Annotated in this window: 20 protein-coding genes; 10 read left to right on the forward strand and 10 right to left on the reverse strand. The window is 74.0% G+C overall.

All coding sequences use genetic code 11. The features are described 5' to 3' along the window. Positions 1-257: 257 nt before the first annotated feature. Entirely contained in the window at positions 258-1535 is a 1278-nt protein-coding gene (locus ACH4N1_RS22115) for a ricin-type beta-trefoil lectin domain protein (RefSeq protein WP_398099358.1), read from the reverse strand. A 339-nt stretch (positions 1536-1874) separates the two neighbouring features. Further along, the gene (locus ACH4N1_RS22120) at positions 1875-3110 is read right to left on the reverse strand and encodes an MFS transporter (RefSeq protein WP_398099360.1); all 1236 of its coding nucleotides are present in this window, start codon (positions 3108-3110) and stop codon (positions 1875-1877) included. A gap of 563 nt (positions 3111-3673) precedes the next feature. Between ACH4N1_RS22120 and ACH4N1_RS22125 the strand changes: the two genes are divergently transcribed. The 3 genes from ACH4N1_RS22125 to ACH4N1_RS22135 all read left to right on the forward strand — a co-directional run bounded on the left by ACH4N1_RS22125 (position 3674) and on the right by ACH4N1_RS22135 (position 8099). Further along, on the forward strand, positions 3674-4561 hold the full coding sequence (locus ACH4N1_RS22125; protein WP_398099361.1) for a hypothetical protein: 888 nt from the start codon (positions 3674-3676) through the stop codon (positions 4559-4561). A 128-nt stretch (positions 4562-4689) separates the two neighbouring features. Further along, positions 4690-6816 carry a polysaccharide deacetylase family protein gene (locus ACH4N1_RS22130; protein ID WP_398099569.1) on the forward strand — a complete coding sequence of 709 codons (2127 nt, stop codon included), beginning with the start codon at positions 4690-4692 and terminating at the stop codon, positions 6814-6816. Next, positions 6813-8099, forward strand: coding sequence for an acyltransferase (locus tag ACH4N1_RS22135; protein ID WP_398099363.1), 1287 nt, complete (start codon positions 6813-6815; stop codon positions 8097-8099). The genes ACH4N1_RS22130 and ACH4N1_RS22135 overlap by 4 nt, the downstream gene beginning before the upstream one ends. 235 nt (positions 8100-8334) lie before the next feature. Here the strand turns inward: ACH4N1_RS22135 and ACH4N1_RS22140 are convergent, their stop codons facing one another. Continuing rightward, positions 8335-9207 carry an SGNH/GDSL hydrolase family protein gene (locus ACH4N1_RS22140; protein ID WP_398099364.1) on the reverse strand — a complete coding sequence of 291 codons (873 nt, stop codon included), beginning with the start codon at positions 9205-9207 and terminating at the stop codon, positions 8335-8337. Between the two features lie 554 nt (positions 9208-9761). Between ACH4N1_RS22140 and ACH4N1_RS22145 the strand changes: the two genes are divergently transcribed. Then, positions 9762-10763, forward strand: a complete 1002-nt coding sequence (locus tag ACH4N1_RS22145) for an NAD-dependent epimerase/dehydratase family protein (RefSeq protein WP_398099366.1) — start codon at positions 9762-9764, stop codon at positions 10761-10763. Positions 10764-10800: 37 nt separating this feature from the next. On the opposite strand, the gene ACH4N1_RS22150 is transcribed toward ACH4N1_RS22145, so the two are convergent. Together ACH4N1_RS22150 and ACH4N1_RS22155 are read right to left on the reverse strand one after the other, a co-directional pair. After that, the gene (locus tag ACH4N1_RS22150; protein ID WP_398099368.1) at positions 10801-11910 is read right to left on the reverse strand and encodes a sensor histidine kinase; all 1110 of its coding nucleotides are present in this window, start codon (positions 11908-11910) and stop codon (positions 10801-10803) included. 2 nt (positions 11911-11912) lie between these two features. Beyond that, a complete protein-coding gene (locus ACH4N1_RS22155) occupies positions 11913-12662 on the reverse strand; it encodes a response regulator transcription factor (protein ID WP_398099370.1) in 750 nt (249 codons plus the stop codon). A 115-nt stretch (positions 12663-12777) separates the two neighbouring features. Between ACH4N1_RS22155 and ACH4N1_RS22160 the strand changes: the two genes are divergently transcribed. Genes ACH4N1_RS22160 through ACH4N1_RS22170 form a run of 3 tightly spaced genes read left to right on the forward strand, consistent with a single transcriptional unit; the run spans position 12778 to position 14896 of the window. Further along, complete coding sequence (locus ACH4N1_RS22160; RefSeq protein ID WP_398099372.1) at positions 12778-13488, forward strand: glycosyltransferase family 2 protein; 711 nt, start codon at positions 12778-12780, stop codon at positions 13486-13488. 32 nt (positions 13489-13520) lie between these two features. Continuing rightward, positions 13521-14135: a DUF2064 domain-containing protein gene (locus ACH4N1_RS22165; RefSeq protein ID WP_398099373.1), complete on the forward strand. Its 615-nt coding sequence runs from the start codon at positions 13521-13523 to the stop codon at positions 14133-14135. Next, entirely contained in the window at positions 14132-14896 is a 765-nt protein-coding gene (locus ACH4N1_RS22170) for a class I SAM-dependent methyltransferase (protein ID WP_398099375.1), read from the forward strand. The genes ACH4N1_RS22165 and ACH4N1_RS22170 overlap by 4 nt, the downstream gene beginning before the upstream one ends. A 340-nt stretch (positions 14897-15236) precedes the next feature. Here the strand turns inward: ACH4N1_RS22170 and ACH4N1_RS22175 are convergent, their stop codons facing one another. Next, a complete protein-coding gene (locus ACH4N1_RS22175; RefSeq protein WP_398099376.1) occupies positions 15237-16505 on the reverse strand; it encodes a molybdopterin-dependent oxidoreductase in 1269 nt (422 codons plus the stop codon). A 194-nt stretch (positions 16506-16699) separates the two neighbouring features. Here ACH4N1_RS22175 and ACH4N1_RS22180 point away from each other — a divergent pair, with 194 nt between their 5' ends. Next, on the forward strand, positions 16700-18064 hold the full coding sequence (locus ACH4N1_RS22180) for a hypothetical protein (RefSeq protein ID WP_398099571.1): 1365 nt from the start codon (positions 16700-16702) through the stop codon (positions 18062-18064). A 46-nt stretch (positions 18065-18110) separates the two neighbouring features. On the opposite strand, the gene gap is transcribed toward ACH4N1_RS22180, so the two are convergent. The 4 genes from gap to ACH4N1_RS22200 form a co-directional block, all read right to left on the reverse strand. Further along, the gene (gene gap, locus ACH4N1_RS22185; RefSeq protein WP_398099377.1) at positions 18111-19112 is read right to left on the reverse strand and encodes a type I glyceraldehyde-3-phosphate dehydrogenase; all 1002 of its coding nucleotides are present in this window, start codon (positions 19110-19112) and stop codon (positions 18111-18113) included. A 118-nt stretch (positions 19113-19230) separates the two neighbouring features. Next, positions 19231-20187 carry a GlxA family transcriptional regulator gene (locus ACH4N1_RS22190; protein ID WP_398099379.1) on the reverse strand — a complete coding sequence of 319 codons (957 nt, stop codon included), beginning with the start codon at positions 20185-20187 and terminating at the stop codon, positions 19231-19233. Positions 20188-20283: 96 nt separating this feature from the next. Further along, positions 20284-20775: a hypothetical protein gene (locus ACH4N1_RS22195; RefSeq protein ID WP_398099381.1), complete on the reverse strand. Its 492-nt coding sequence runs from the start codon at positions 20773-20775 to the stop codon at positions 20284-20286. After that, on the reverse strand, positions 20772-23252 hold the full coding sequence (locus ACH4N1_RS22200) for a molybdopterin oxidoreductase family protein (RefSeq protein ID WP_398099382.1): 2481 nt from the start codon (positions 23250-23252) through the stop codon (positions 20772-20774). Before ACH4N1_RS22200 ends, ACH4N1_RS22195 begins: the two co-directional genes overlap by 4 nt. Positions 23253-23563: 311 nt before the next feature. Between ACH4N1_RS22200 and ACH4N1_RS22205 the strand changes: the two genes are divergently transcribed. Both ACH4N1_RS22205 and argG read left to right on the forward strand, forming a co-directional pair. Further along, the gene (locus tag ACH4N1_RS22205) at positions 23564-23737 is read left to right on the forward strand and encodes a hypothetical protein (protein WP_398099383.1); all 174 of its coding nucleotides are present in this window, start codon (positions 23564-23566) and stop codon (positions 23735-23737) included. A gap of 93 nt (positions 23738-23830) precedes the next feature. Beyond that, on the forward strand, positions 23831-25285 hold the full coding sequence (gene argG / locus ACH4N1_RS22210; RefSeq protein ID WP_398099384.1) for an argininosuccinate synthase: 1455 nt from the start codon (positions 23831-23833) through the stop codon (positions 25283-25285). Positions 25286-25302 lie beyond the last annotated feature (17 nt).

Raw genomic sequence — 25302 nt, forward strand, 5'->3', positions numbered from 1 at the left:
CACGCGGAAGGCGTACGGGACTTCGCCGCCCGGCTCGCCGCCGACGACCGGGACGGCCTCGCCCGGCTGAGCACCATGGCCGGCGCCGTCGCCCCGGCCCGCGCGGTCGAGGACTCCCGGCCGTCCGACGAGATCCTCGCCGCGGCACGGGCGGCGCTGCCGCCGGCCCGTGCGGGGTGACGCGAGGAGAGCGGGTCAGGCACCGGCCGCGGTGAGGCCCGGCGCGGTCGCCGCGGGGCGGTGCGGCAGACGCGTGGTCAACGGGTCACCGTCCACTTCTGGTTGACCGCTCCGGTGCAGGTCCAGATCTGCAGCCGGGTCCCGTTGGCCGAGCTGCCGCCGGTCGCGTCCAGGCACTTGTCGGCCTGCGGGTTGACGACGTCCCGCGCGGCGGGGACGGCCCACTGCTGGGCGGCGGACCCGTTGCAGTCCCAGAGCTGCACGAGGGTGCCGTCGGCCGTGCCGCCGGAGGCCACGTCCAGGCACTTGCCGAGCGCGCGGATCGTGCCGTCGCCGCCGACCGTCCACCGCTGCGCGGCGGTGCCGTTGCAGTCGTAGAGCTGTACGGCCGTGCCGTTCGCGGCGTTGGCCCCGGCCACGTCGACGCACTTGCCGCCGACGCCGGTGATGGGGCCGCTGCCACCCGGCTGGGCGGTGTCGGTGCTGACGCGGACGTAGTCGACGAGGAGCTGCTGCGGGAAGACCGTGCTGCCGTCGGGGTCACCGGGCCAGTAACCGCCGACCGCGAGGTTGAGGATGAGGAAGAAGGGCTTGTCGAAGACCCACTGCCGGCCGCCGAGGTCGGCGGGGGTGCGCCGCTGGTAGACCGTGCCGTCGACGGACCAGGTGATCGCGTTCGGGCTCCAGTCGACGGCGAAGGTGTGGAAGGCGTCGGCGAAGACCTGCCCGCCGGGCAGGGTGTACCCGGCGCCGATGCCCCCGGACCCCGAGTAGCCGGGCCCGTGCAGGGTGCCGTGCACGGCGGACGGCTCGAAGCCCACGTTCTCCATGACGTCGATCTCGCCCGAGTTCGGCCAGCCGACCTGGCCGATGTCGTTGCCCAGCATCCAGAAGGCGGGCCACATGCCCTGGCCGCGCGGAATCTTCATCCGGGCCTCGACGTGGCCGTACGTGGTGGTGAACCGGCCTGCCGTGTTCAGCCGGGCGGAGGTGTACTCGCACCGCCCGTACCAGCACGGGTAGTCGCCGGGGTTCTCGCGGCGGGCGGTGATGACCAGATGGCCCTGGCCGTCCAGGGCGGCGTTGCGGTTGCCCGCCGTGTAGTACTGCCGCTCGTGGTTGTCGACGTTGTCGCCGGTCTCGGTCTGCCACTTGGCGCCGTCCACGGCGGCGCCCGCGGGCCCGTCGAACTCGTCGGAGAAGGTGACGGCGGCCGCCCGGGCCTCGGCGACGGCGGGCGTGGCGGCCTCCGGCGCGGGCGACGCGCCCTGCGCGAGCCCGGTGGACAGCGACGCGAAGGCGAGGAGCGGGGCGAGGGACCACAGGAGGCGGCGGGGAAAACGCGGGGAGTCCATGACTCTCCCTTCGTCGAGCATGACGCGGAGACCAGCGACTGCATGCACATGACATATATGCGTGCACGCGGACGGGATCGACTGGTCGGCGCAGCATGGGGCGGTGGGGGGGAAACACTTAGTTCACTATGTGATTTAAGGAGTGAGCAATAAGCCTGTCAAGAGTTTCGGTGTGGACCACCAGGCGGAGCTCATCCCGGCCGACCGACGGCCGACGCGTACGACGACCGACAGTCCGGGCCGGACCGTTCACCGGCGCCAGGTCCCGTCGCCGCCTTCCCGCCGTCCGGGAAGGCGGGAAGGCGAGAAGGCGGGAAGGCGGGAAGGCGGCGACGGAGTCTAGGCGCGACCCGTCTCGCCGGCCGTCGTCACCTCTCCGGCCGCCTCCGCCGGCACCCCCGCGCCCGAGGACGTGATCACCTCGGAGGTGCCGCTGCCGCGGTCCATGCGGCCGCCGGTGAAGGCGAGGCCGAGGCCCGCGGCGGCGAGGGCCGCGCCGACCAGGGCGGGCGAGGCCCAGCCCCAGCCGGCCGAGATGGCCAGGCCGCCGAGCCAGGCGCCGCCCGCGTTGGCCAGGTTGAAGGCGGAGTGGTTGGAGGCCGCCGCCATCGTCGGGGCGTCCTTCGCCTTGAGCATGAGCAGCATCTGCACCGGCGTGGTGACCAGGGCGCCCATCGCGCCCATGAAGACGAGCGTCACCAGGGCGAGTACGGTGCTGTGGACCGTGAAGTAGAACACCACGAGCGACGCGCCGAGCACGGCGAGCCCGCCGTACAGGGTGGGGCGCAGGGCGCGGTCGGTCAACGGGCCCGCGACCAGCGTGCCCAGGGTCATTCCGGCGCCGTAGAGGGCGAGGACCCAGGTGGTCGAGGACTCGGCGAGGCCCGTCAGGTGCGTCAGCATCGGGACGAGGTAGCTGTAGACGGCGAAGAAGCCGCCGAAGCCCACGACGGCGGTGGCCAGTCCGACGGCCACCTGCCGGTTCCCCATCGCCCGCAGTTCGCGGCGGATGCCCGCCTGATCGCTGCGCGGCTGGTGAGGGACGAAGGCGGCCAGCGCGGCGAGGGCGACGAGTCCGATGACGGCCACCGCGCAGTAGGCGTACCGCCAGCCCAACTGCTGCCCGAGGGCCGTGCCGGCCGGTACGCCGACGATGTTGGCGATGGTGAGTCCCAGGAACATCTTCGAGACGGCGCGCGCGGCACGGTCCGGGGCGACGAGCCGGGAGGCCACGACGGCTCCCACGCCGAAGAGCGCACCGTGCGGCAGGCCCGCCAGGAAGCGTGCGGCGAACAGCAGGCCGAAGTCGGGGGCGACGGCGGAGGCGAGGTTGCCGGCCACGAACAGCCCGGACAGCCAGAGCAGGAGCCGCTTGTGGGAGATGCGGGCGCCGATGCCGGTCAGTACGGGGGCACCGACGACGACGCCGAGCGCGTAGGCGGAGACGACGTTGCCGGCCTGGGGCACGGACACGCCGATCCCTTCGGCGATCTGGGGGAGCAGTCCCATGGTGGCGAACTCGGTCGTGCCGATGCCGAACGCGACGACAGCGAGGGACAGCAGAGCCAGGGGCATGGAGCGGGGACACCTTTCGCGGGCGATCCGGATGGGGCGGAGCGGACGGGGACCGTGGTCGTGCCGCTCCCGTGGCCAGTCGCGCCGGCCGCCGTCGCCCGGTGCGCCCCCGGAACGGAGAAGGCCCAAAGGGACTGAAGCGACGGCGGAGGCCCGCGCATTCCGAGATCGCACCTCGGATCTCCGTGTGCTGCGTCACACCCGGCAGGTCGAGCGGGTCGGCCGCGACCTGGGTGCGCACCGGTGGATCCATGTCCGACAAGCGTCTTATGAAAGGAACTACCGAGCAGTCACCTATGCACCACCCGTGAACATCGTCCCAGCCCGTGAGATCGACGTGCTTCCGCGGGGGGCCGACGTGCGAGGATCATTTTCAGTCACTCCCAGGAGAGCGTCACCTTCACATTTCCGACACGAACTTCACGTTTTCCTCACGTAAGTTATAGTCCCTGATCAAAGAATCAACTACCAAGGGGCGTGCTGACCAGGTGAGATCCCGGTTCGGTCGGCGTGTGCTGGGCCCGTCCACGCATCCCCGCAGCAGTCCCGTGGGGGGTGGGTAAGTGGAAAATTGGCTGGATGACACCCAACCGAAAGAAGCGGACGGCGCGTTCGCGACCGACGACTCCGTGTTCGGCGGGCGCGGCACCGGCACGCGGACGAGGAAGGCGCGAGCCCTGAGCTTCTGGGAGACCGGGGACGAACCCGAGTCCGCGCGCACCGAGGCGACGGCCACCCTGCCCGCCGGTGCCGCGCTCTTCCCGGACCTCACGGACGCCGGCACGGCCGGAGCCGTCGACGACCCGCACGAACCGACGGTTCAGCTCGCGGAGATATCCCCGGCGTCCCGCGACGGCGGGCCCGAGTCCCAGGACGGCGCCGGAAGGCCCGTCTTCGTCGACGAGTCGGGCCGCCGCAGCCGTCGGCTGCGCAGGCTGGGCGCGGCCGTCGGCATCACCTGCTCCGTGTACGCCCTCGTCATCGTGGCCACCCTCGTCTCCGGCAACTCCAGCGCACCGTGGCTGCCCCTGCCGGGGCAGGCCGACGACACGCCCGCCGAACAGGTCGAGACCTCCTCCGAGCCGTCGGCCACGGCGAGCCCCTCGGGCTCGGCCGGCGCCGCGCCGAGCGCGGGCCCGTCGGGCTCGGCCGCGTCGACCGCGGCCACGGCCGGCGCCACTGACACGTCCGGTGCGAGCACCGGCCCCGGTCGGCCGGCGGTGTCCGCGCCGCCCGAGGCGTCCACCGGGACGACGACCCGGAACCCCGCCGCCACGGCGACCGCCTCCAGCCCCACCACCCCGGCCTCGTCCGCGTCCGCCTCCCCGTCCGCGCCCGAGCCCGAGACGAGCCGGCCCGACAGCGGCGGCGCCCCCTCGCCGACCCCCGACGACGGCACCGGCACCGGCATCGACATCGGCGACATGGGCGTCCTGTCGTCCGCCCCCTGAACCCGCGCTCCGCGCAGTCCGCTCTCCCTCCCGTCCCTGGAGCACACCTTCCGATGGCATTTCCCGCTCGCCGTCGCCGGGCCGCCCCCGCGGCCCGTGACAGCGCCGTCCGACGCCGCCGCGTCCCGATGCGCCTGATGCTGCCCACCGCTGTCCTGGTGGCCGTGATGGCGATGCTGATGCTGCGCGGTTACGTGCACAGCGAGATCCTGGCCGACCACCGCATCCAGCCCGAGGCGTCCACCGACCGGGTGCCCGACGAGATCCTGGACGGCGGCCCGGTCATCGACACCCGCGGCGGCCGCACCGCCAGTCGGGAGGTGCCCGACCACCACCTGGTCCTCACCTTCGACGACGGCCCCGACCCGGAGTGGACGCCGAAGGTGCTGGACGTGCTCGCGAAGCACCACGCCCACGCGGTGTTCTTCGTCACCGGCACCATGGCCTCCCGCTACCCCGACCTGGTCCGGCGGATGGTCGACGAGGGCCACGAGATCGGCCTGCACACCTTCAACCACCCCGACCTGTCCTACCAGTCGAAGAAGCGCATCGACTGGGAGCTGTCGCAGAACCAGCTCGCCCTGACCGGCGCCGCGGGCATCCGCACCTCGCTGTTCCGGCCGCCGTACTCGTCCTTCGCCGACGCGATGGACGACAAGTCCTGGCCGGTCACCGAGTACATCGGCTCGCGCGGCTACCTCAGCGTCGTCAACGACACCGACAGCGAGGACTGGAAGAAGCCCGGCGTCGAGGAGATCATCCGGCGGGCCACGCCCGAGGGCGGCGAGGGCGCGATCGTCCTGATGCACGACTCCGGCGGCGACCGCCACCAGACCGTCGAGGCACTGGACCGGTTCCTGCCCGACCTCCAGTCCCGGGGTTACGCGTTCGACAACCTCACCGACGCCCTCGGCGCGCCCAGCGCGCACACCGAGGTCACCGGCCTCGACCTGTGGAAGGGAAAGGCCTGGATCTTCCTGGTCGGGGCCGCCGAGAACATCACCGGTGTACTGATGGTCGGCCTCGCGGCGATCGGTGTCCTGGTCATCAGCCGGTTCGTGCTGATGCTGTTGTTGTCCGCCCTGCACTCCCGCAGGGTGCGGGGGCCCGGGTTCAGCTGGGGCCCGCCGGTCACCGAACCGGTGTCGGTGCTGGTCCCGGCGTACAACGAGGCCAAGTGCATCGAGAACACGGTCCGCTCGCTGATGGCCGGTGAGCACCCCATCGAGGTCCTCGTCATCGACGACGGCTCCTCCGACGGCACCGCCCGCATCGTGGAGGACCTCGGCCTGCCCGGCGTACGCGTCGTCCGCCAGCTCAACGCGGGCAAGCCCGCCGCCCTCAACCGGGGCATCGCGGGCGCCCGGCACGACATCGTCGTGATGATGGACGGCGACACCGTCTTCGAGCCGTCCACCGTCCGCGAGCTGGTGCAGCCCTTCGGCGACCCGCGCGTCGGCGCCGTCGCCGGCAACGCCAAGGTCGGCAACAAGGACTCGCTGATCGGCGCCTGGCAGCACATCGAGTACGTGATGGGCTTCAACCTCGACCGCCGCATGTACGACGTCCTGGGCTGCATGCCCACCATCCCCGGCGCGGTGGGCGCGTTCCGCCGCACCGCCCTGGAGCGGGTCGGCGGCATGAGCGACGACACCCTCGCCGAGGACACCGACATCACCATGGCACTGCACCGCGACGGCTGGAAGGTGGTCTACGCGGAGAAGGCCCGCGCCTGGACCGAGGCCCCGGAGTCGGTGCAGCAGCTGTGGTCCCAGCGCTACCGCTGGTCGTACGGCACCATGCAGGCGATCTGGAAGCACCGCCGGGCGGTCGTCGAGCGCGGTGCGTCGGGCCGCTTCGGCCGGGTCGGGCTGCCGCTGGTCTCGCTCTTCATGGTGGTGGCCCCGCTGCTGGCGCCGCTCATCGACGTCTTCCTCCTCTACGGGGTGGTCTTCGGGCCCACGCAGAAGACGATCTTGGCCTGGCTGGGCGTGCTCGCCGTCCAGGCGGTGTGCGCGGCCTACGCCTTCCGGCTCGACCGCGAACGCATGACCCACCTGATCTCGCTGCCCCTCCAGCAGATCCTCTACCGCCAGCTGATGTACGTCGTCCTGCTCCAGTCCTGGATCACCGCCCTCACCGGCGGCCGGCTGCGCTGGCAGAAACTGCGCCGCACCGGTGTCGTCGAGGCGCCGGGCGGCCCGGTGCCGCGGCAGCACACCGGTGACACCACCGATCGGAGGCCCGTCGCATGAGCCGGGGTCACTCGACCGGGACGGACACGGGTGCCGAGCGGACGCCGGCGTTCGGCGTCCCCCGGCAGCGGATCGCGAGCGCCTTCCCGGAACCGTCCGCGGTGGCCGTGGCCGAGGCCACGGCCGCCGCGAAGAAGCCGGGCCGTGACCGCTACCTCGACCTGCTGCGGACGATCGCGCTGGTCCGTGTGGTCGTCTACCACCTGTTCGGCTGGGCCTGGCTGACCGTGCTGTTCCCGTCCATGGGCGTCATGTTCGCCCTGGCGGGTTCGTTGATGGCGCGTTCGCTGAAGCGTCCCGCGGCGGGCGTGATCCGGGGCCGGGTCCGGCGGCTCCTGCCCCCGCTGTGGGTGTTCGGCGCGGCCGTGCTGGCCCTGCTGTTCGCCGGGGGCTGGAACCCGCTGGAGGACCCGGACCACGGGGGCGCCCTGGGCGTCGTCGAACTGCTCAACTACGTCGTCCCGTTCGGTGCGCCGCCGTTCCCCTGGAGCATCGGTTCCAAGTCCGGCCTGCTGGAGAACACCTGGGCGGTGCAGGCGGCCGGTGTGCTGTGGTACCTGCGGGCCTACCTGTGGTTCGTGCTCGCCTCGCCGCTGCTGCTCCGGGCGTTCCGCAGGGCGCCCTGGGTCACGCTGTTCGCGCCGCTGGCGCTGACGGCGGTGGTGGGCACGGGGGTCGTGTCCATACCCGGCGAGACCGGCAACGCGGTCGGCGACTTCGCGGTCTACGGCGGCTGCTGGGTGCTGGGCTTCGCCCACCAGGACGGGCTGCTCGCACGGATCCCGCGCTATGTCGCGGTCTCCTGCTCCGCGCTCGTCATGGCCTTCGGCCTGTGGTGGGCCTCGGGGCACCTGGGGCCGGACGGCTGGGACCTCAACGACATCCCGCTGGCCCAGGCGACCTGGTCCTTCGGATTCGTGGTGATCCTGCTCCAGTACTCGCCCTCGTGGCAGGAACTCCCGCGCCGGCTGGCCCGCTGGGACCGGCTGATCACCCTGTCCAACAACCGCGCCGTCACGATCTACCTGTGGCACAACATGCTCATCATGGCCACCGTCCCGGTCATCGACACGCTGTACGGACTGCCCTTCATGGAGGGCGACGGCGCCACGGGCTTCCTCGACTCCACGTACATGCTGTGGATGTTCGTCCTGGTCTGGCCCCTCATCGGGGTGATGATCCTGGCGACCGGCTGGATCGAGGACATCGCGGCGAAGCGGAAGCCACGCCTGTGGCCCGACGGACGCAAGAGCCCGGCGCGCCGGGCACGCCAGGTGTCCTGACCCGCCGTGTCGCCGACCCGGCGGATCGGCCGCCGCGCGCCGGCCGCCGAGTGCGGTGTGCGGTGTGCGGTGTGGCAGCGACGGTGACTGCTCGGCCTCGCCACGGGTCTGCGGCGCGGACTGCCCGTGGTCACCAGGTGCCGTACGCCCCGGGACCGTTGCCCGGCGCGGGCGGAGGCCCGCGCCGGGGGCGGCGGTCCGGCGACGGGCCTCGCGGCCGCCGCCGGACGCTCCGTCAGCCGAGTCCCAGGACGTTCATGGTCTGTTCGGCCATGCGGCGCTCGCCGAGGGCGTTGGGGTGGACGGGAACGACGCTGTTGCCGAAGAGGAGGGGCTCGATCCACCGGGTGCCCACGGGCTTGCACGCGTCGTGGCCGTCGGACGCCTGGGCGAAGTCGACGTAGGTGGCCCCGTTCTCCTCGGCGGCGCGCCGGACGACGGCGTTGAGGTGGGCCTGGATGCCGCGCAGGTAGGGCACGTCGCCGGTGGCGATCGGCAGTTTCGCGAAGCAGGACGGGTCCGCGGTGGCGGGCGTGATCCAGGGGTAGCCCAGCACGGCCACCCGGGCGCCGGGGGCCTTGGCGCGGACGCTGCCGAGGGCTGCCCTGAGGGCGGGATAGGTGCTCGCGTCGATCTGGTCGTCGAAGCTCGTGCCGTTGGCGTCCTTGCAGGGACTGCCCTGGCCGCCGCTGAGGACGCCCGCGGCGGCGCACGCCGTCACGGCGTTGATGAAGGTCCCGTTGTCGTTGCCGCCGATGGTCAGCGTGACCAGGTCGGTCCCCGCGTCGAGGGCGTTCACCTGGGCGGCGACGCCCGGGTACTGGGCCTGGGTGAAGTCCTTGGTCTGGGCGGCGCCGCAGGTCACGTCCGTGAGGCGGGCGCCCGTCCGGGAGGCGATGACGTGGGGGTAGTTGGCCGTGGACCGCAGGCACAGCGGGCTGGAGAGGTCGACCGGGAGGACTCCCGAACCGGCGCTGTAACTGTCGCCGAGGGCGGCGTAGTCGAGGGGGGTGGCTGCCTGTGCGGGGGCCCCGGTGAGACTGAGGGCCAGCGCACCGACCGCCGCGAATGACGCGGTCATGACATTGCGGGAGGCGGGCTTCGGCATGTGCTCTCGATTCTCGGGAGTGCGGACGCGACGAAAGCGGGCACGGCGATGCCTACGGACGTACGGAACGCGAGGAATACAGCGGCTCGAGCGGGGCGGGAAGAGTGCCGACGGCTCCCCGTGCGCGAAGACGCACACCGACGATCGTCCGGTGCGGGTCGCATGGTTACCCGGTGGTTCTACCCGTAGGTAATGTGCAGGCGCCCGGCAGCCGAGTCAACACGGTCGACCGAACTTCTTGAATCCCTTACAACCCTCTGCCAGAGCCTTGCCGGGACCGCCTTCGGCCCCACTCGGCCGGCCGTCGGCGACGGCCCCGGTCGGTCCTCGGGGCGTCAGCGCCGCACCAGGCAGAAGGGATGGCCGGCCGGGTCCGTGAGGACCCGCCACCTTCCCCGCCCGGCTGGTGGTCCGGCCGCCGGCCTCGCCGCGGACACCGTGCCCCACGGCACCGACAACGGCGTGCGGGGGTCCGGTCCGACCCCGCCTTACGGAGTGGTGACGTGCCGGGCGGGTCGCGGTGCGGGGCGGGGCGGCGGTCCTAGCGTGGGCGCATGCGTGTACTGGTCACCGGCGGTGCCGGGTTCATCGGGTCCCATGTCGTCGACGCGCTGCGGGCGCGCGGGCACGAGCCGCTGGTGTTCGACGTGCGAGAGGATCCGGCCGCGGACGTCCGCGATCCGGCGGCCGTGGCCGCCGCGCTCGCCGGTGTCGACGCCGTCTGCCATCAGGCGGCGATGGTCGGGCTCGGCGACGGGGTCGCCGACGCGGCGGAGTACGTCTCCCGCAACGATCTGGGGACGGCGGTGCTGCTCGCCGCCATGGCCGAAGCGGGCGTACGGCACCTCGTGCTGGCCGGGTCGATGGTCGTGTACGGCGAGGGGCGCTACGCGTGCGCGCGGCACGGTGTCGTACGGCCGGGGCCGCGGGCCGTCGCCGACCTGGACGCGGGCCGGTTCGAGCCGCCGTGTCCGGCGTGCGGGGAGAGCCTGTCCCCCGGGCTGGTCGGCGAGGACGCTCCCCTCGACCCGCGCAACGTGTACGCGACGACCAAGCTCGCGCAGGAGCACCTGGCCGCCGCGTGGGCGCGCGCCACCGGCGGTTCGGCGGTCTCGCTGCGCTACCACAACGTGTACGGACCGCGGATGCCCCGCGACACGCCGTACGCCGGTGTGGCTTCCTTCTTCCGTTCCGCGCTCGCCCGGGGCGAGGCCCCGCGCGTCTTCGAGGACGGCCGGCAGCGGCGGGACTTCGTGCACGTGCGGGACGTGGCCGCGGCCAACCTGGCCGCCCTGGAGGCGCGGGGTCCGGCCGGCCTGCTCACGGCGTACAACACCGGCAGCGGCGAGCCGCGCACGGTGGGCGAGACGGCCCGTGCGCTGGCCGCCGCGTACGGCGGCCCCGAGCCCGTGGTCACCGGCGAGTACCGGCTGGGCGACGTACGGCACGTCACCGCGGACTCCGCCCGGCTGCGGGCCGACCTCGGCTGGCAGCCCGAGGTCGGATTCGCGGAGGGGATGCGGGAGTTCGCGCGGGCCGGGCTGCGCGAGGCCTGAGCCCGGCCGGCCGGGCGGGCGGGCCGGAACTGGCCGGCTACGGCGCCGTGGGCAGGGTCACCTCGAAGCGGCAGCCGCCCGGGATGTTGCGGACGGTGGCGCGCCCCCGGTGGGCCTCCACGATGCCCCGCACGATGGCGAGGCCCAGGCCCGCACCGGCCGGCGGGGTGCGGGCGTGGGTGCCGCGCCAGCCGGTGTCGAAGACGCGCGGCAGGTCCTCCTCGGGGATGCCGCCGCAGCCGTCGGTCACGGACACCACGACCCCGTCCGGGCAGCTCTCGGCGCTCACCGCGACCGTGCCGTCGGCGGGGGTCCGCCGGATCGCGTTGACCAGGAGGTTTCCCAGGACGCGGCTCATCTCCCTGCCGTCGACCTCCACCGGCACCGCCTCGACGGGGTGGCCGACGAGGCGGACGCCGTGCTCGCGGGCGAGGGGGTCGGCGCCGGCGAGGGCGTCGCCGACGAGGTCGTACAGGGACATGCGGGCGGGGGTGAGCGAGAGGGTTCCGGCGTGGATGCGGGAGAGTTCGAAGAGGTCGCCGACCATGTCGTTGAGGCGTTCGACCTCGGTGCGGATCTGCCGCAGATAGCGGCCCGGGTCGGCGGCCACCCCGTCCTCCAGCGCCTCCGACATGGCGCGCAGGCCGGCGAGCGGGGTGCGCAGGTCGTGGGAGATCCAGGCGACCAGTTCGCGCCGGGAGGTCTCCAGGGCGCGCTCGCGGTCGCGGGACTCGGCGAGCCGGGCGCTGGTCGACGCCAGCTCCCGGCTCAGCGAGTCCAGTTCGGCGGTCGTCGGGCCCGCGGGGACGGCGAAGGAACCGCCGTCGCCGAAGGAGCGGGCGGCGGCGGTGAGCGCGCGGCTGCGGGCGACGACCCAGCGGCCCAGGAGCATCGCGGTCGCGAGGGAGACCACGGCGGCCATCGCCACGACGGTGGTCACCACGGTGAGGTCGTGCGGGGACAGGAACATCGCCCGGGCGACGGCGAGGGTGCCCGCGAGCATCGCGACCACCCCGACGGCGGCGACCACGGCGAGCGAGGCGGTGAGCGAGCGACGCCGGATCAGGCGCAGCGCGGCCGCTCCGGCGATGCCGGTGGCGGCGGCTCCGGCGAAGGCGTACAGGGCGATGAGGAGGGTGTCGCGCATGGTCAGCCGGCCTCCTGGCCGCGGGGGTCGAAGCGGTAGCCCACGCCCCACACGGTCTGGATCAGGCGCGGGCGGGCCGGGTCGTCCTCGACCTTGCCGCGCAGCCTGCGGACGTGGACGGTGACGGTGGACAGGTCGCCGAAGTCCCAGCCCCACACCTCACGCATCAGGTCCTCGCGGCCGAACGCCCTTCCCGGGTGCCGCAGGAGGAAGGCGAGGAGGTCGAACTCGCGCAGGGTGAGGGCGAGTTCGGTGCCGTTCTTGGTGGCGCGGCGGGCGGTGGGGTCGATCGTCAGGCCGGCCGCGCTCAGCGGGGGCGCCGCGGTGGCGGGCCGGGCGCGGCGCAGCACGGACTCCACCCGCAGGACGAGTTCGCGCGGGCTGAAGGGTTTGGTGACGTAGTCGTCGGCGCCCACTTCCAGGCCGAGGATGCGGTCGTCCTCGTCGCCCCGGGCGGTGAGCATGATGACGGGGACGGGCCCGTGGCCGCGCAGCCTGCGGCAGACCTCCAGGCCGTCCATGCCGGGCAGCATGAGGTCGAGCACCACCAGGTCGGGCCGGTGGGCGGCGGCGCGGGCCAGGGCGGCGGGGCCGTCGTCGGCCCGGTCGACGGTGTGGCCGGCGCGGGCGAGGTAGCCGGTGACGACCTCCGCGACCGTGGGGTCGTCGTCGACGACCAGGACGCGGGCGCCGGCGCCCGGCGCGGGCCCGGCGGTGGTTCCTGCCTGCGGGGAATCGAACGGCGGCTGCATGCCCCCAGCCTCGCACCACCACGTCGCCGGCGGGGGCCGCGGGGCGTGCGCACGACGTCGACGTCCGCGTTTCGTAAGGAGCCGAAGTCCGGTTCGTCCGGTTCGCGTTCGTAGGGTGAACGGCGTGACCCTTTCCCCCTCGCCCCCTGACGGCGTCGATGTCGTCCTGCCCTGTCTCGACGAGGCCGGGGCCCTGCCCTGGGTGCTGGCCAGGATCCCGGCCGGCTGGCGCGCGCTCGTGGTGGACAACGGCTCCACCGACGGTTCGGCGGAGATCGCCCTCGGGCTCGGCGCGACCGTCGTCCAGGAGCCGCGCCGGGGCTTCGGCGCGGCCTGCCACGCCGGGCTGACCGCCGCCACCGCCGAGGTGGTGTGCTTCTGCGACTGCGACGCCTCGCTCGACCCGTCCCTGCTGGAGCCGTTCGTGCGGGAGGTGCGCGCGGGCGGGGCCGACCTGGTGCTCGGCCGGAGGCGGCCGCACGGCCGGGGCAGCTGGCCCGCGCACGCCCGGGCCGGCAATCTCGCCCTGGCCCGGCTGCTGCGGCGCCGCACCGGTCTGCGCCTGCACGACCTGGGCCCGCTGCGGGCCGGCCGCCGCGAGGCGCTGCTCGGCCTCGGCCTCACCGACCGGCGCAGCGGCTACCCGCTGGAGATGGTGGTGCGGGCGGCCGACGCGGGCTGGCGGATCACCGAGCACGACGTCCCCTACCTGCCCCGCACCGGCGCCTCGAAGGTCACCGGAACCTGGCGCGGCACCTGGCAGGCGGTCCGGGACATGAGCCGCGTCCTGAACGACGTCCCCGCCCGCGAAGGGATCCCGCGGTGATCCGGCCGGCCCCGGGGAGCGCACCGACCCCGGTGAGCACGCTCCTCGTCATCGCGAAGGAGCCGCTGCCCGGCCGGGTGAAGACCCGGCTCACCCCGCCGTTCGCGCCGTGGGAGGCGGCGGCTCTCGCGGAGGCCGCCCTCGTGGACACCCTGGCGGCCGTCGCCGCCGCTCCGGCCGTCCGGCGGCTCCTCGTGCTGGACGGCGCGCCCGGACCGTGGCTGCCGCCCGGCTTCGACGTCGTGCCGCAGTGCGCGGGAGGTCTGGACGAGCGGCTCGCCGGGGCCTTCGCCCGCTGCGAGGGGCCCGCGCTGCTGATCGGCATGGACACCCCGCAGGTGACGCCGGACCTGCTGACGGTGGACTTCGCGGGCTGCGACGCGTACTTCGGGCCCGCCGAGGACGGCGGTTTCTGGGCGCTGGGACTCGCCGTGCCGGACCCCGCGCTGCTGCGGGGCGTGCCCATGTCGACGTCGTTCACCGGCGCCGTCCAGCGCGAGCGGCTCGTCGCCGCCGGGCTGCGGGTGTGCGATCTGCCGCGCCTGCGGGACGTGGACGACGCCCGGGACGCCCGCGCGGTCGCCGCGCTGGCCCCGCACGGCCGGTTCGCCGCCCGGCTGGCCCGCTGCGCGGCGGCGCACCGATGAGAACCCGGCGGGCCGGCGCCGTCCCCTGGGCCGCGGCCGACCCCTACTCCACCGCTCTGCGGGCCGGTCGCGGCCCGCTGTTCCTGCGCCGCGCCGACGGCCGGCTGCTGCCGCTGGAGGTGGAGCGCTGGTGCGCGCGGGCCGACCGGGTCGATATGGAGGTGCTGGACCGGTGCGAGGGCGCCGTGCTCGACGTCGGCTGCGGGCCGGGGCGGCTGGTGGCGGAACTCGCCGCCCGTGGCCGTACGGCCCTCGGTGTCGACGTGAGCGAGGCGGCCGTCGAGCACACCGTCCGGCTCGGCGGGCAGGCGCTGCGGCGCTCGGTCTTCGAGCCGCTGCCCGGCGAGGGCCGCTGGGGCACCGTCCTGCTGATGGACGGCAACGTCGGCATCGGTGGTGATCCGCGCGCCCTGCTGGACCGGGCGGCCCGGCTCCTCTCCCCCGGCGGACTGCTCATCGCCGAGACCCTGCCGGTGGACGTCGACGAACGCGCCGAGGTGCAGGTCGTCGACGTCGCCGAGGCCCCTGCGGGGAGCAGCGGTCCGTTCCCGTGGGCGCGGCTCGGCACCCCGGCCCTGTCCCGGTACGCGGACCGGGCGGGCTGGAGTGCCGTCGATCAGTGGGCGGCGGGCGGGCGTTGCTTCGCCGCCCTGCGCAGCCGCAGCGCCAGCAGCAGCGCCGAGGTGCCGAAGAGTACGGCGGTGATCAGCAGCCAGCGGGCCGCGAACCCGTCCGCGGGGAGCCCGGTGGCCGACCGGTAGCGCCCGGCCGCCGTCCCGCCGATCAGCGGGAACCACACCAGCAGGAGCAGTGCGGACAGGGCGGCCGGGACGCGGACGTACCCGGTCCACTCGGCGCGGCCGGCCGTGCGCAGCCCCCGGACCAGGGCCCGGTCGGCCGTCGCGTACAGGGGCAGCAGCACCAGGTCGTGCAGGACCGCGGCCCCCGCGAACCACAGGACCACGCCGAACAGGTCGCCGGCGAGCAGGCGTACGCCCGCGTAGCCGGCCAGCGCGAACGAGCAGGCGAGCATCAGGAGTTGCAGAGGGCTGCCGAGGGGGATCCGTCGTCGCGCCGGCCTCGTCACGGGTGTCCGGCTCATCACAGGTCTCCGAACGTCAGGCGGGCCACCCACTTGGTGTTGAGCACACCGGGCGCGGCGGGCACGATGATCCGCGCCGGGTGGCCGTGGTCGGGGGAGAGTTCCTCGCCGTTGACGTACAGGGCGAGCAGGGAGCGCGGGTCGGCCACCTGGTCGGCGCGCAGGGCGGCGTGCCGGAAGGCGCCGCGCCGCTGGAGGGACTCGACGAACACGTCCGGCGGATCGTCCTCGTGTCCGACGAGCGCCGCGAGGTCCCGCAGCCGCACGCCGCGCCACCACTGGTCGGACGTCGACCAGCCCTCGACGCAGGCGATGGGCAGGGCCGCGCTGTGCGGCGGGAGGCGCAGGAGGTCGTCGCGGGTGAGGCGGACGGTGCCCGTGCGTCCGGTGACCACGAGCCGCCACGCGTCCGGACCCGTCTCCGACGGGCGGATGCCCGCGTACCGGGCCGTCTTGTTGATCTGGAAGCCGTTCGGTCCGGTGCCGGGGTCCGGTCCGCCGTGCGGCGCGAGGAGGGCGGTGCGCCGCACCGGGCCGTCGGTGGTCTGACCGGCGGTCGTCGCGAACAGCAGCAGTGCGCCGCCGCCCACGAACCCCAGGGCGCCGCGCCGGGAGACGGTCGGGAGGTCGGGCCGCGGGGAGACCAGCGGGTCCGCCCCGGGGGCCGGGTCCGTCCCGGGCCGCGGTTCCCGCCCGCCGCGCGGTCCGCGCAGGTTCCGTACGGCAGCCGGGGTCTTCAGGGCGGCGTGGGCGGCGAACGCGGCGAAGAACACCCACGCGCCGTAGAAGTGCAGCGGGTAGAAGGAGCCCGGGAAGACGTAGTCCAGCTGGACGTTGAGCACGCCGGTCACGAACTCGAAGAGCGCTCCGCCGACCAGGAGCAGCAGGGAGATCCGCTCCAGGGCGTGCGCGAGCGAGCGGGCCGGCGGCAGGGCGAACAGCTTCGGCACCACGGACCACAGTTTGGCCAGCAGCACCGGGATCAGGGTGATGCCGAGGGTGACGTGGACGCCCTGGTTCAGCCGGTACAGCCAGTGCGGGTCCGTCGGCCAGGCGAAGAGGTAGAAGCCGAGGATCCCCTTGTCCGGCGTCTTGTCGTTGACCGACGCCAGGTCCGGGTTGTAGGCGGCGTACGACAGCAGGCCCGTCACGAACAGCACGGTGATGCCGGCCAGGAGGACGAGGCCCAGCACCGAGGTGAACCAGGGGCCGCGCAGGGGGCTGCGCCAGAAGCCGGGGGCGGAGGGAAGCCGTGGATCGTCTCGCATGTCCCGACCGTAGGCCCGCGCACCCCGGCGGACGGGCGCGCGACCCATGACGAAACGCTGACGTCCGGCGCCGTGGGCGGCCCGGCGCGGGCCGCGCGGCCTAGCGTTCCGGTGTGACCCGCACCCCGCGCCCCGTCCGCTCCCGCACCCCGCGTCCCGGCTCCGGCCCTGACCCCGGCCCCGGCCCCGGCAGTGTGCGCCTCGACCTGTACGCCGTCGGGGCGGGCGTCCTGCTGGTGACGGCGGCCGTGCTGATCGGCCGTCACATCCAGCGCGGCCGTCACACCCTGTTCGTCGACTGGCCCCCGCTGCTGGCGAGTTGGGGGCCTCACATGGGCCCGGGCACTTCTGCGGCGATCGTCCTGGCGGTGGCCTGCACGGCGTACGGCCCCACCGTGGCGGCCCGCCTGCCCTGGCGGGGGCTGCTCGCGGCGGTCTGGGGCACGGCGACGGCGTGGATCCTCTCGCTCGCCCTGGTCGACGGCTGGGGGCGGGGCGTGGCCGGCCGGCTCACCACGCGCCACGAGTACCTGCGGGTCGTCGACCGCTTCCACGACATCCCGGCCGCGCTGCGCGGCTTCGACGGGCACATCCTCCTCGACGCGCCCGACAACTGGCCCGCCCACGTCGCCGGTCACCCCCCGGCCGCCACGCTCACCTTCGTGCTGCTCGACCGGATCGGTCTGGGCGGCGGGGGCTGGGCCGGCCTCTGGTGCGTCACGGTCGGCGCGACGGCCTGCGTGGCCGTGCTGGTGGCGGTGCGGGCCCTGGCCGGCGAGGAACTCGCGCGGCGGGCCGCCCCGTTCCTCGTGGTGGCCCCGGCGGCGGTGTGGATGGGCACGTCGGCCGACGCGTACTTCGCGGCCGTCGCCGCCTGGTCCGTGACCCTGCTGGTCCTCGCCGTCACCACCCGGTCGGCCCGGCGTTCGGCCGGATGGGCGGCGGGTTCCGGCCTGCTGTTCGGCCTGACCTGCTACCTCTCCTACGGGCTCACCCTGTTCGCCGTCGTCGGCGCGGCGGTGCTGCTGCCGGTCCGGCGGCGCGTCCGGAAGCGACCGGCGCCGCTGCTCCTGCCGCTGCTCGCCGGGCTCGCGGTGGTGCCGGCGCTGTTCACGCTCGCCGGGTTCGACTGGTGGGAGGCGTACCGCCTGCTCGTGACGCGTTACCGCCAGGGCGCGGGCGGGGTACGGCCCTACGGCTACTGGGTGTGGGCCAACCTCGCCTGCACCGTCCTCGTCGTCGGGCCGGCCTCGACGGCGGGCCTGGGACGGGCCGGTGCGGTGCTGCTGCGGCACCCGCGCGCGGCTCTCACCGCCCCCGGCGGTCCGGACCGCCCCGGCGCCGGGGCACGCTTGGCGCTGTTGGCCGCGTCCGCGTTCCTGGCGCTGCTGGTCGCCGACCTGTCCGGCATGAGCAAGGCGGAGACGGAACGCATCTGGCTGCCGTTCGCGGTGTGGCTGCTCCCGGCCTGCGCGTTCCTGCCCCGTCCGCGCGCCTGGCTGGCCGCCCAGGCGGTCCTGGCCCTGCTGCTCAACCACCTGCTGAGGACAGGCTGGTGACGCGGGCCAGGACGCGCCGGCGAAGGGACGGGACGCGCGTGGCCGGTCAGCCGGCGGTGGCGAGCAGTCCGAGCGTGTCGATGACGCGGTTCGAGAAGCCCCACTCGTTGTCGTACCAGGCGACGACCTTGATGTGCCGGCCGTCGACGCGGGTGAGGGCCGAGTCGAAGATCGACGAGGCCGGGTTGCCGACGATGTCGGCCGACACGAGCGCGTCCTCGGAGTACTCCAGGACCCCGGCGAGGGGGCCTTCGGCGGCGGCGCGGTAGGCCGCCAGCACCTCGTCGCGGGTCACGTCGCGGGCCACGGTCGTGTTGAGCTCGACGATCGAGCCCACCGGGACGGGCACGCGGATCGAGTCGCCCGACAGCTTGCCCTCCAGGTTCGGCAGGACCAGGCCGATCGCCTTGGCGGCGCCCGTCGTGGTCGGCACGATGTTGACTCCGGCGGCACGGGCGCGGCGCGGGTCGCGGTGCGGGCCGTCCTGGAGGTTCTGCTCCTGGGTGTAGGCGTGCACCGTGGTCATGAAGCCGTGCTCGATGCCCGCGAGGTCGTCGAGGACCGCGGCCAGCGGCGCGAGCGCGTTGGTCGTGCAGGAGGCGTTCGAGACGATCGTGTGCAGCTCCGCGTCGTACGTGTCGGTGTTGACGCCGAACGCGAGGGTGACGTCGGCGCCGTCGGAGGGCGCGCTGACGAGCACCTTCTTCGCGCCCGCGTCGAGGTGGGCGCGCGCGGCCTTCGCCGACGTGAAGCGGCCGGTCGCCTCCAGCACGATGTCGACGCCCAGTTCGGCCCAGGGCAGCTGGGCCGGCTCGCGCTCGGCGAGCACCTTGATGCGGCGGCCGTCGACGACGAGGGTGTCCCCCTCGGCGCTCACCGGGCGGCCGAGGCGGCCGGACGTCGAGTCGAAGGCGAGCAGCCGGGCGAGGGCGGCGGGCTCGGTGAGGTCGTTGACGGCGACGACCTCGAGGTCGGTGTCGCGTTCCAGCAGCGCACGCAGCACGTTGCGTCCGATACGGCCGAATCCGTTGATGGCGATGCGAGTCATGTGTGGTGTCCCTTCCGTTCGCCTCCCCAGGTTCGCGCGCCGCCCGCGGCCCGGACAGCGGCGAGATCGCCACGGTTCGAAAGGATCGCGCCAGCCGTGCGGGGGCCCGGCCGGGTCCCTACTCGCCCCGGGTGAAGGTGCGCCGGTACTCGCTGGGGGTGGTGCCGAGGATGCGCTGGAAGTGCGTCCGCAGATTGGCGCCGGTGCCGAGGCCGACGTCGGCGGCGATCTGCTCGACGCTCCGCTCGGACCGTTCGAGCAGTTCCCGGGCCGCGTCGATACGGGCGCGCATCACCCACTGCATGGGCGTGTATCCGGTGTCCTCGACGAATCGCCGCGAGAAGGTGCGGGGCGAGACCGCCGCGTGCCGGGCGAGCACCGTGAGGGTGAGGTCGGCGTCGAGGCGGCGCAGTGCCCATTCGCGGGTGGCCGCGAACCGCTCGCCGAGCGGTTCGGGCACGCTGCGCGGCACGTACTGCGCCTGGCCGCCGCTGCGGTAGGGGGCCGCGACGAGGCGCCGGGCGGTGTGGTTGGACGCGGCCACCCCGAGGTCGCCGCGCAGGATGTGCAGGCACAGGTCGATGCCGGAGGCGGCGCCGGCCGAGGTCAGCACGCTGCCCTCGTCGACGAAGAGGACGTTCTCGTCGACCCGCACCAGCGGGTACCGGGCCGCGAGGGCCCGGGCGTAGTGCCAGTGCGTGGTGGCGCGCCTGCCGTCGAGGAGGCCGGTGGCGGCGAGCGCGAAGGCGCCCGTGGAGATGGCGGCGAGGCGGGCGCCGAGGCCGTGGGCGGCGATCAGCGCGTCCACGACGGCCGGCGGGGGGTCGTCGCGGTCGGGGAAGCGGTAGCCGGGGATGAAGACGATGTCGGCCCGGGTGAGGGCCTCGAGCCCGTCCGCGACGTGGTAGGAGAGGCCGTCGCCGCCGGTCACCAGTCCCGGCGCCGCTCCGCAGACCCGCACCTCGTACGGCATGCTCGCCCGCGTCGTGAACACCTGCGCGGGAATGCCCACGTCCAGCGGTTTCGCCCCTTCGAGAACGAGGACGGCGACACGACGGAGACGGGGGGCCTGCACGGGGCCAGGTTACCGGGCGGGGACCGGCGGCCCCGCCGTCCGCCCACTGACAGCCTCCCCGGGGAGGAGGGGACGCCCGGCCGCCCGGCCGCCGCCTCACGGACTCGTCAGGATCTGGGGCGACAGGATCTTGATCATGGTGTTGGTCCAGCGCATCTGCCGCAGGGTCTGCGGGTGGCACGCGGCTGTCAGGGCGAGGAGACCGTCGTCGCGGGTGGCCTGTGCGGCCTGGGCGAGCATCTCCCAGTGGAGGGAGTTCCCGGTGGCGTCCAGGTGCAGCTGCCGCAGGTCGCGCAGGAGCAGCAGACCGGGCTCGGGGCGGTGGCCCACCGCTTCGGCGGCCTTCTCCCGGAGCGTCGGCAGGACGCCCGGCGCGGACGTCCCGGCGAAGTCGCCGAGGTCGAGCCCGTGGGCCGGGCCCGCGTCGGCCAGGCGCCGGACGTGTTCGCGGGACCAGGCGGCGAGGTCGGTGGCCACGTGATGGATCTCGTGGTCGGCGCGGTGCCGTTCGGCGACCGTCGTCAGCTGCCCGGCGAGGTGCTTCTCGCCGTGGTGCAGGGCGCGCAGGGTGAGAGCGATGCCGTTCATCCGGCGTCCTCCTCACGGCCGTGGCCGCCCGCTTCGGTGGCGAGGGCCGACGCCCCGCCCGTGGTGGCCGGTACGGAGCCGGCGCGTGCGGGGGCGGACGCGGTGGTGGTCGGCGCGGGGGCGGGCCCGCCGTCGCCGCGTGCCACGAGCCGGAGCCCGGCGGCCGCGGTCTTGAACAGCGGCTGCTTGGAGGCGGGGTCCCAGTCGGTGACGGTCGTCTCGTTCGCGGCACGCGGGGGTGTGTCGCCGTCCGGGCCGTGTCCGCCCTCGGTGTCCCAGTATCCGTAGTGGAAGGGGACGAACAGCAGGCCGGGCCGGATGCCGGTCACCCGGAGCCGGCCCCGCAGGGCGCCGCGCGGGGTGCTGACCTCCACCAGGTCGCCCTCGGCGAGCCCGAGCAGGGCCGCGTCGGACTCGGACGCCTCCACCCACACGTCGGGGGCGGCCGCGTCGAGCTGGGGGGCGCGTGCCGTCTTGGTGCGGGTGTGGAAGTGGTAGAGGGTGCGGCCCGTGGCCAGCTGGAACGGGTACCTGTCGTCGGGGATCTCGTGGGGCGGCAGGTAGCCGGCGGCCTTGATGACGGCCTTCCCGTCCGGGTTGAGGGAGCGGTACTCGACCGCGTCGGCGCTCGCGCCGGTGACCAGGTCCTTGCCGTAGCTCTCGCACAGGTCGGGGTGGGCCCAGCTGATCCCGTCGGTGTAGAGGCGTTCGGTGCCGTCGGGGGCCTGTTCGTTGCAGGGCCACTGGATGCCGCTGCCGCCGCGCAGCCTGTCGTAGGTGATGCCGGTGTAGTCGCACGGCCGGCCGGCGCTGCACCGCTTCCACGCCTCGAACGCGGACTCCGGGTCGTGCCAGGTGACGAGCGGTGCGCCGTCCTTGTCGCGGAAGTCCATGCGGGCGGCGTAGGCGAGGAAGATGTCCAGGTCGGGCCTGGCCAGGCCGGGCGGTTCGACGGCCTTGTCGGACAGGTGGACCGTGCGGTCGGCGTTGGTGAGGGTGCCGGTCTTCTCGCCCCAGGTCGCCGCGGGCAGGACGACATCGGCCAACTGCGCCGTCTCGGTCGGGAAGAGGTCCTGTACGACCACGAAAAGGCGTTCCTGCTCCAGGATCGAGCGGATCCGGGCCAGTTCGGGCAGTGACACCGCCGGGTTGGTGCCGCTGATCCACAGCATGCGGATCGAGCCCTGTTCGGCGTAGCGGAACATCTGCATCGCGTGGGTGGGCGGGGCGTAGTGCGCGATGGTGCCCGGTTCGACGTTCCACACGCGCGCGAGGTCGGCGACGTGGCTGTCGTTCTGCCAGTTGCGGAATCCGGGCAGGTCCCCGTTCGCGCCGCATTCGCGGGTGTTCTGGGCGGTGGGTTGCCCGTTCATCTGCAGGACGCCGGCGCCGGGCCTGCCGAGCATGCCGCGGACGAGGTGCAGGTTGTTGACCTGGACGGCCGCGGCGGTCGCCTGGTGGGACTGGTAGACGCCCTGGAGCACCGTGGACAGCAGCCGGTCGGCCGTTCCGAGGACCTCCGCGGCCTCCTCGATCCGCGCGGCCGGCACGTCGCAGATCCGGGCCGCCCACGCGGGGGTGCACTCCTGCACCCGGGCGGCCAGTTCCTCGAACCCGACCGTGTGCGCGTCGAGGAAGCCGTGGTCGACGCGGTCCGTGCGGATGATCTCGTGCAGGAGCGCGTCGAGCAGGGCGACGTTCGTGCCGACGCGCGGGGCCAGGTGGACGGCCGCCCTGCGGGCCACCTGCGTGGGGCGCGGGTCGACGCACACCAGGCGGGGCGGGCCGGTGCCCTCCAGCCGGTCGAGGATCCGCATCCACTGCACGGGCTGGGTCTCGGCGATGTTGTGCCCGAACAGCGCGATGACGTCGGCGTGGTCGATGTCGTCGTAGCTGCCCGGCTGCCCGTCGCAGCCGAAGGACTCCTTCAGCGCCTCGGCCGCGGTCGCCGTGCACAGGCGGGTGTTGCCGTCGAGGTGGTTGGTGCCGATCCCCGCCCTGGCCAGCACCGCGAGCGTGTAGTACTCCTCCAGGAACAGCTGCCCGGTGGTGTAGAAGCCGATCGACCCCGGGCCGCGTTCGTCCAGCAGTTCCCGCGAGCGGGTGACGATCCGGTCCAGCGCGGTGTCCCAGTCGCACTCGACCAGGCGTCCGCCGCGGCGGATCAGCGGGGTGGTCAGCCGGTCCGGGGAGGCGTTGGCCTGCCAGCCGAAGAGGTCCTTCGGCCCCAGCCGTCCGTGGTTGACCCGGTCGTCCGCCCTGCCGCGCACGCCGACCATGCGGCCGTCCAGCACGGCGATGTCCATGGCGTCGCCGTCGGAGTGGAGGATCGACGCCGCCCGCACCCATCGCTGGACCCGCGCCGGATCGACGCCCGCCGCCAGGTGGGTGTCCACGCGCACGGGCCACGGCTCGTGCGGCCCGTAGGGGGTACGGCCGCCCCACGGCCGTGCGATCCGGTCCACTGAAACGTCCATGTCCGCCTCCCTGCGGTCCCTGCGCCGTCGACCGGTGCGGGCGTGCCGCCCGGGCGGCCCCGGCGGCGGTCGGCGCGGTACCGGCCGCCCCCGCGACACCGTGTGCCGCACCCGTCCGTCCCCGGTACCCCCGGCGGGCCGCGCCGTAACGGAGACCGGCGTGCCTCCCCCGGGCGCCCGGGTGCGGTCACGCCGATTGGCGGGGAGGCCGCCGGGGCACCCGGGCGGCACGCCGGCGACCCCGGCCACGACCGGTCCGTGGCGCTCCGGCGCACACGCCCGGACGACGACACGATCCAGGAGTGCCCCTCATGAACGACCACACCCCCAGCCAGGCCGAGGGCGAGCCCGAGGAGCCCGACACCGAGAACAGGACCGACACGCCTTCTCCCGACCACCCGACGCCGTCCCAGGCCGAGGGCGAGAGGGACGACGAGCCCGACACCGGGACGGGAGCAGGGGCCGGCGGCGGAACGGGGAGCTGATCCGGCGCCGTACCGACGGGTCCGGCGCGGCGCCGCGCACCGGTGCGGACGACCGTCTTTGCATGATCATGCGAGATGCTGCATACTCTTCCTATGTCCAAGGTCCTCACCTCCCTTCCCGCCGGCGAGCGCGTCGGCATCGCCTTCTCGGGCGGCCTCGACACGTCCGTCGCGGTCGCGTGGATGCGCGACAAGGGCGCCGTCCCCTGCACCTACACCGCCGACATCGGCCAGTACGACGAGCCCGACATCGCGTCGGTGCCCGGCCGCGCCAAGACGTACGGCGCCGAGGTCGCGCGTCTCGTCGACTGCCGCGCGGCGCTGGTCGAGGAGGGCCTGGCCGCACTCACCTGCGGGGCGTTCCACATCCGCTCCGGCGGGCGCGCCTACTTCAACACGACGCCCCTCGGCCGCGCGGTCACGGGCACCCTGCTGGTCCGGGCGATGCTCGAGGACGACGTCCAGATCTGGGGCGACGGCTCGACGTTCAAGGGCAACGACATCGAGCGGTTCTACCGGTACGGGCTCCTCGCCAACCCGCACCTGCGGATCTACAAGCCCTGGCTGGACGCGGACTTCGTGACCGAACTGGGCGGCCGCAAGGAGATGTCGGAGTGGCTGGTCGCCCACGACCTGCCCTACCGCGACAGCACGGAGAAGGCGTACTCCACCGACGCCAACATCTGGGGCGCCACCCACGAGGCCAAGACCCTGGAGCACCTCGACACGGGCGTGGAGACCGTGGAGCCGATCATGGGCGTGCGGTTCTGGGACCCGTCGGTCGAGATCCCCACCGAGGACGTGACCATCGGGTTCGACCAGGGCCGCCCGGTGACGATCAACGGCAAGGAGTTCGCCTCCGCCGTGGACCTGGTGATCGAGGCGAACGCCATCGGCGGCCGGCACGGCCTCGGCATGTCGGACCAGATCGAGAACCGGATCATCGAGGCCAAGAGCCGCGGCATCTACGAGGCGCCCGGCATGGCCCTGCTGCACGCGGCGTACGAGCGCCTCGTCAACGCCATCCACAACGAGGACACCCTCGCCCAGTACCACACCGAGGGCCGCCGGCTGGGCCGCCTGATGTACGAGGGCCGCTGGCTGGACCCGCAGGCGCTGATGATCCGGGAGTCGCTGCAGCGGTGGGTCGGCTCGGCGGTCACCGGCCAGGTCACCCTGCGGCTGCGCCGCGGTGAGGACTACTCGATCCTCGACACCACGGGCCCGGCGTTCAGCTACCACCCGGACAAGCTGTCGATGGAGCGCACCGAGGACTCCGCGTTCGGTCCGGTGGACCGGATCGGTCAGCTCACCATGCGCAACCTGGACATCGCCGACTCGCGCGCCAAGCTGGAGCAGTACGTCGGCCTCGGTCTGATCGGCACCGGCAGCCCGGCCATGGGTGCCGCGCAGGCGGCGGCGACCGGCCTCATCGGCACCATGCCGGAGATGCCGCGGGGCGGCGCCGAGGCCATCGCCTCGCGCGGCGAGGTCACCGGGGACGACGAGCTGCTGGACCGCGCCGCCATGGAGTTCGGCACGGACTGACGTCCCGGCACGGGAAG

Origin of the sequence: Streptomyces sp. NPDC017202 (assembly GCF_044331705.1) — a bacterium.
In the GTDB taxonomy this organism is placed as follows: domain Bacteria; phylum Actinomycetota; class Actinomycetes; order Streptomycetales; family Streptomycetaceae; genus Streptomyces.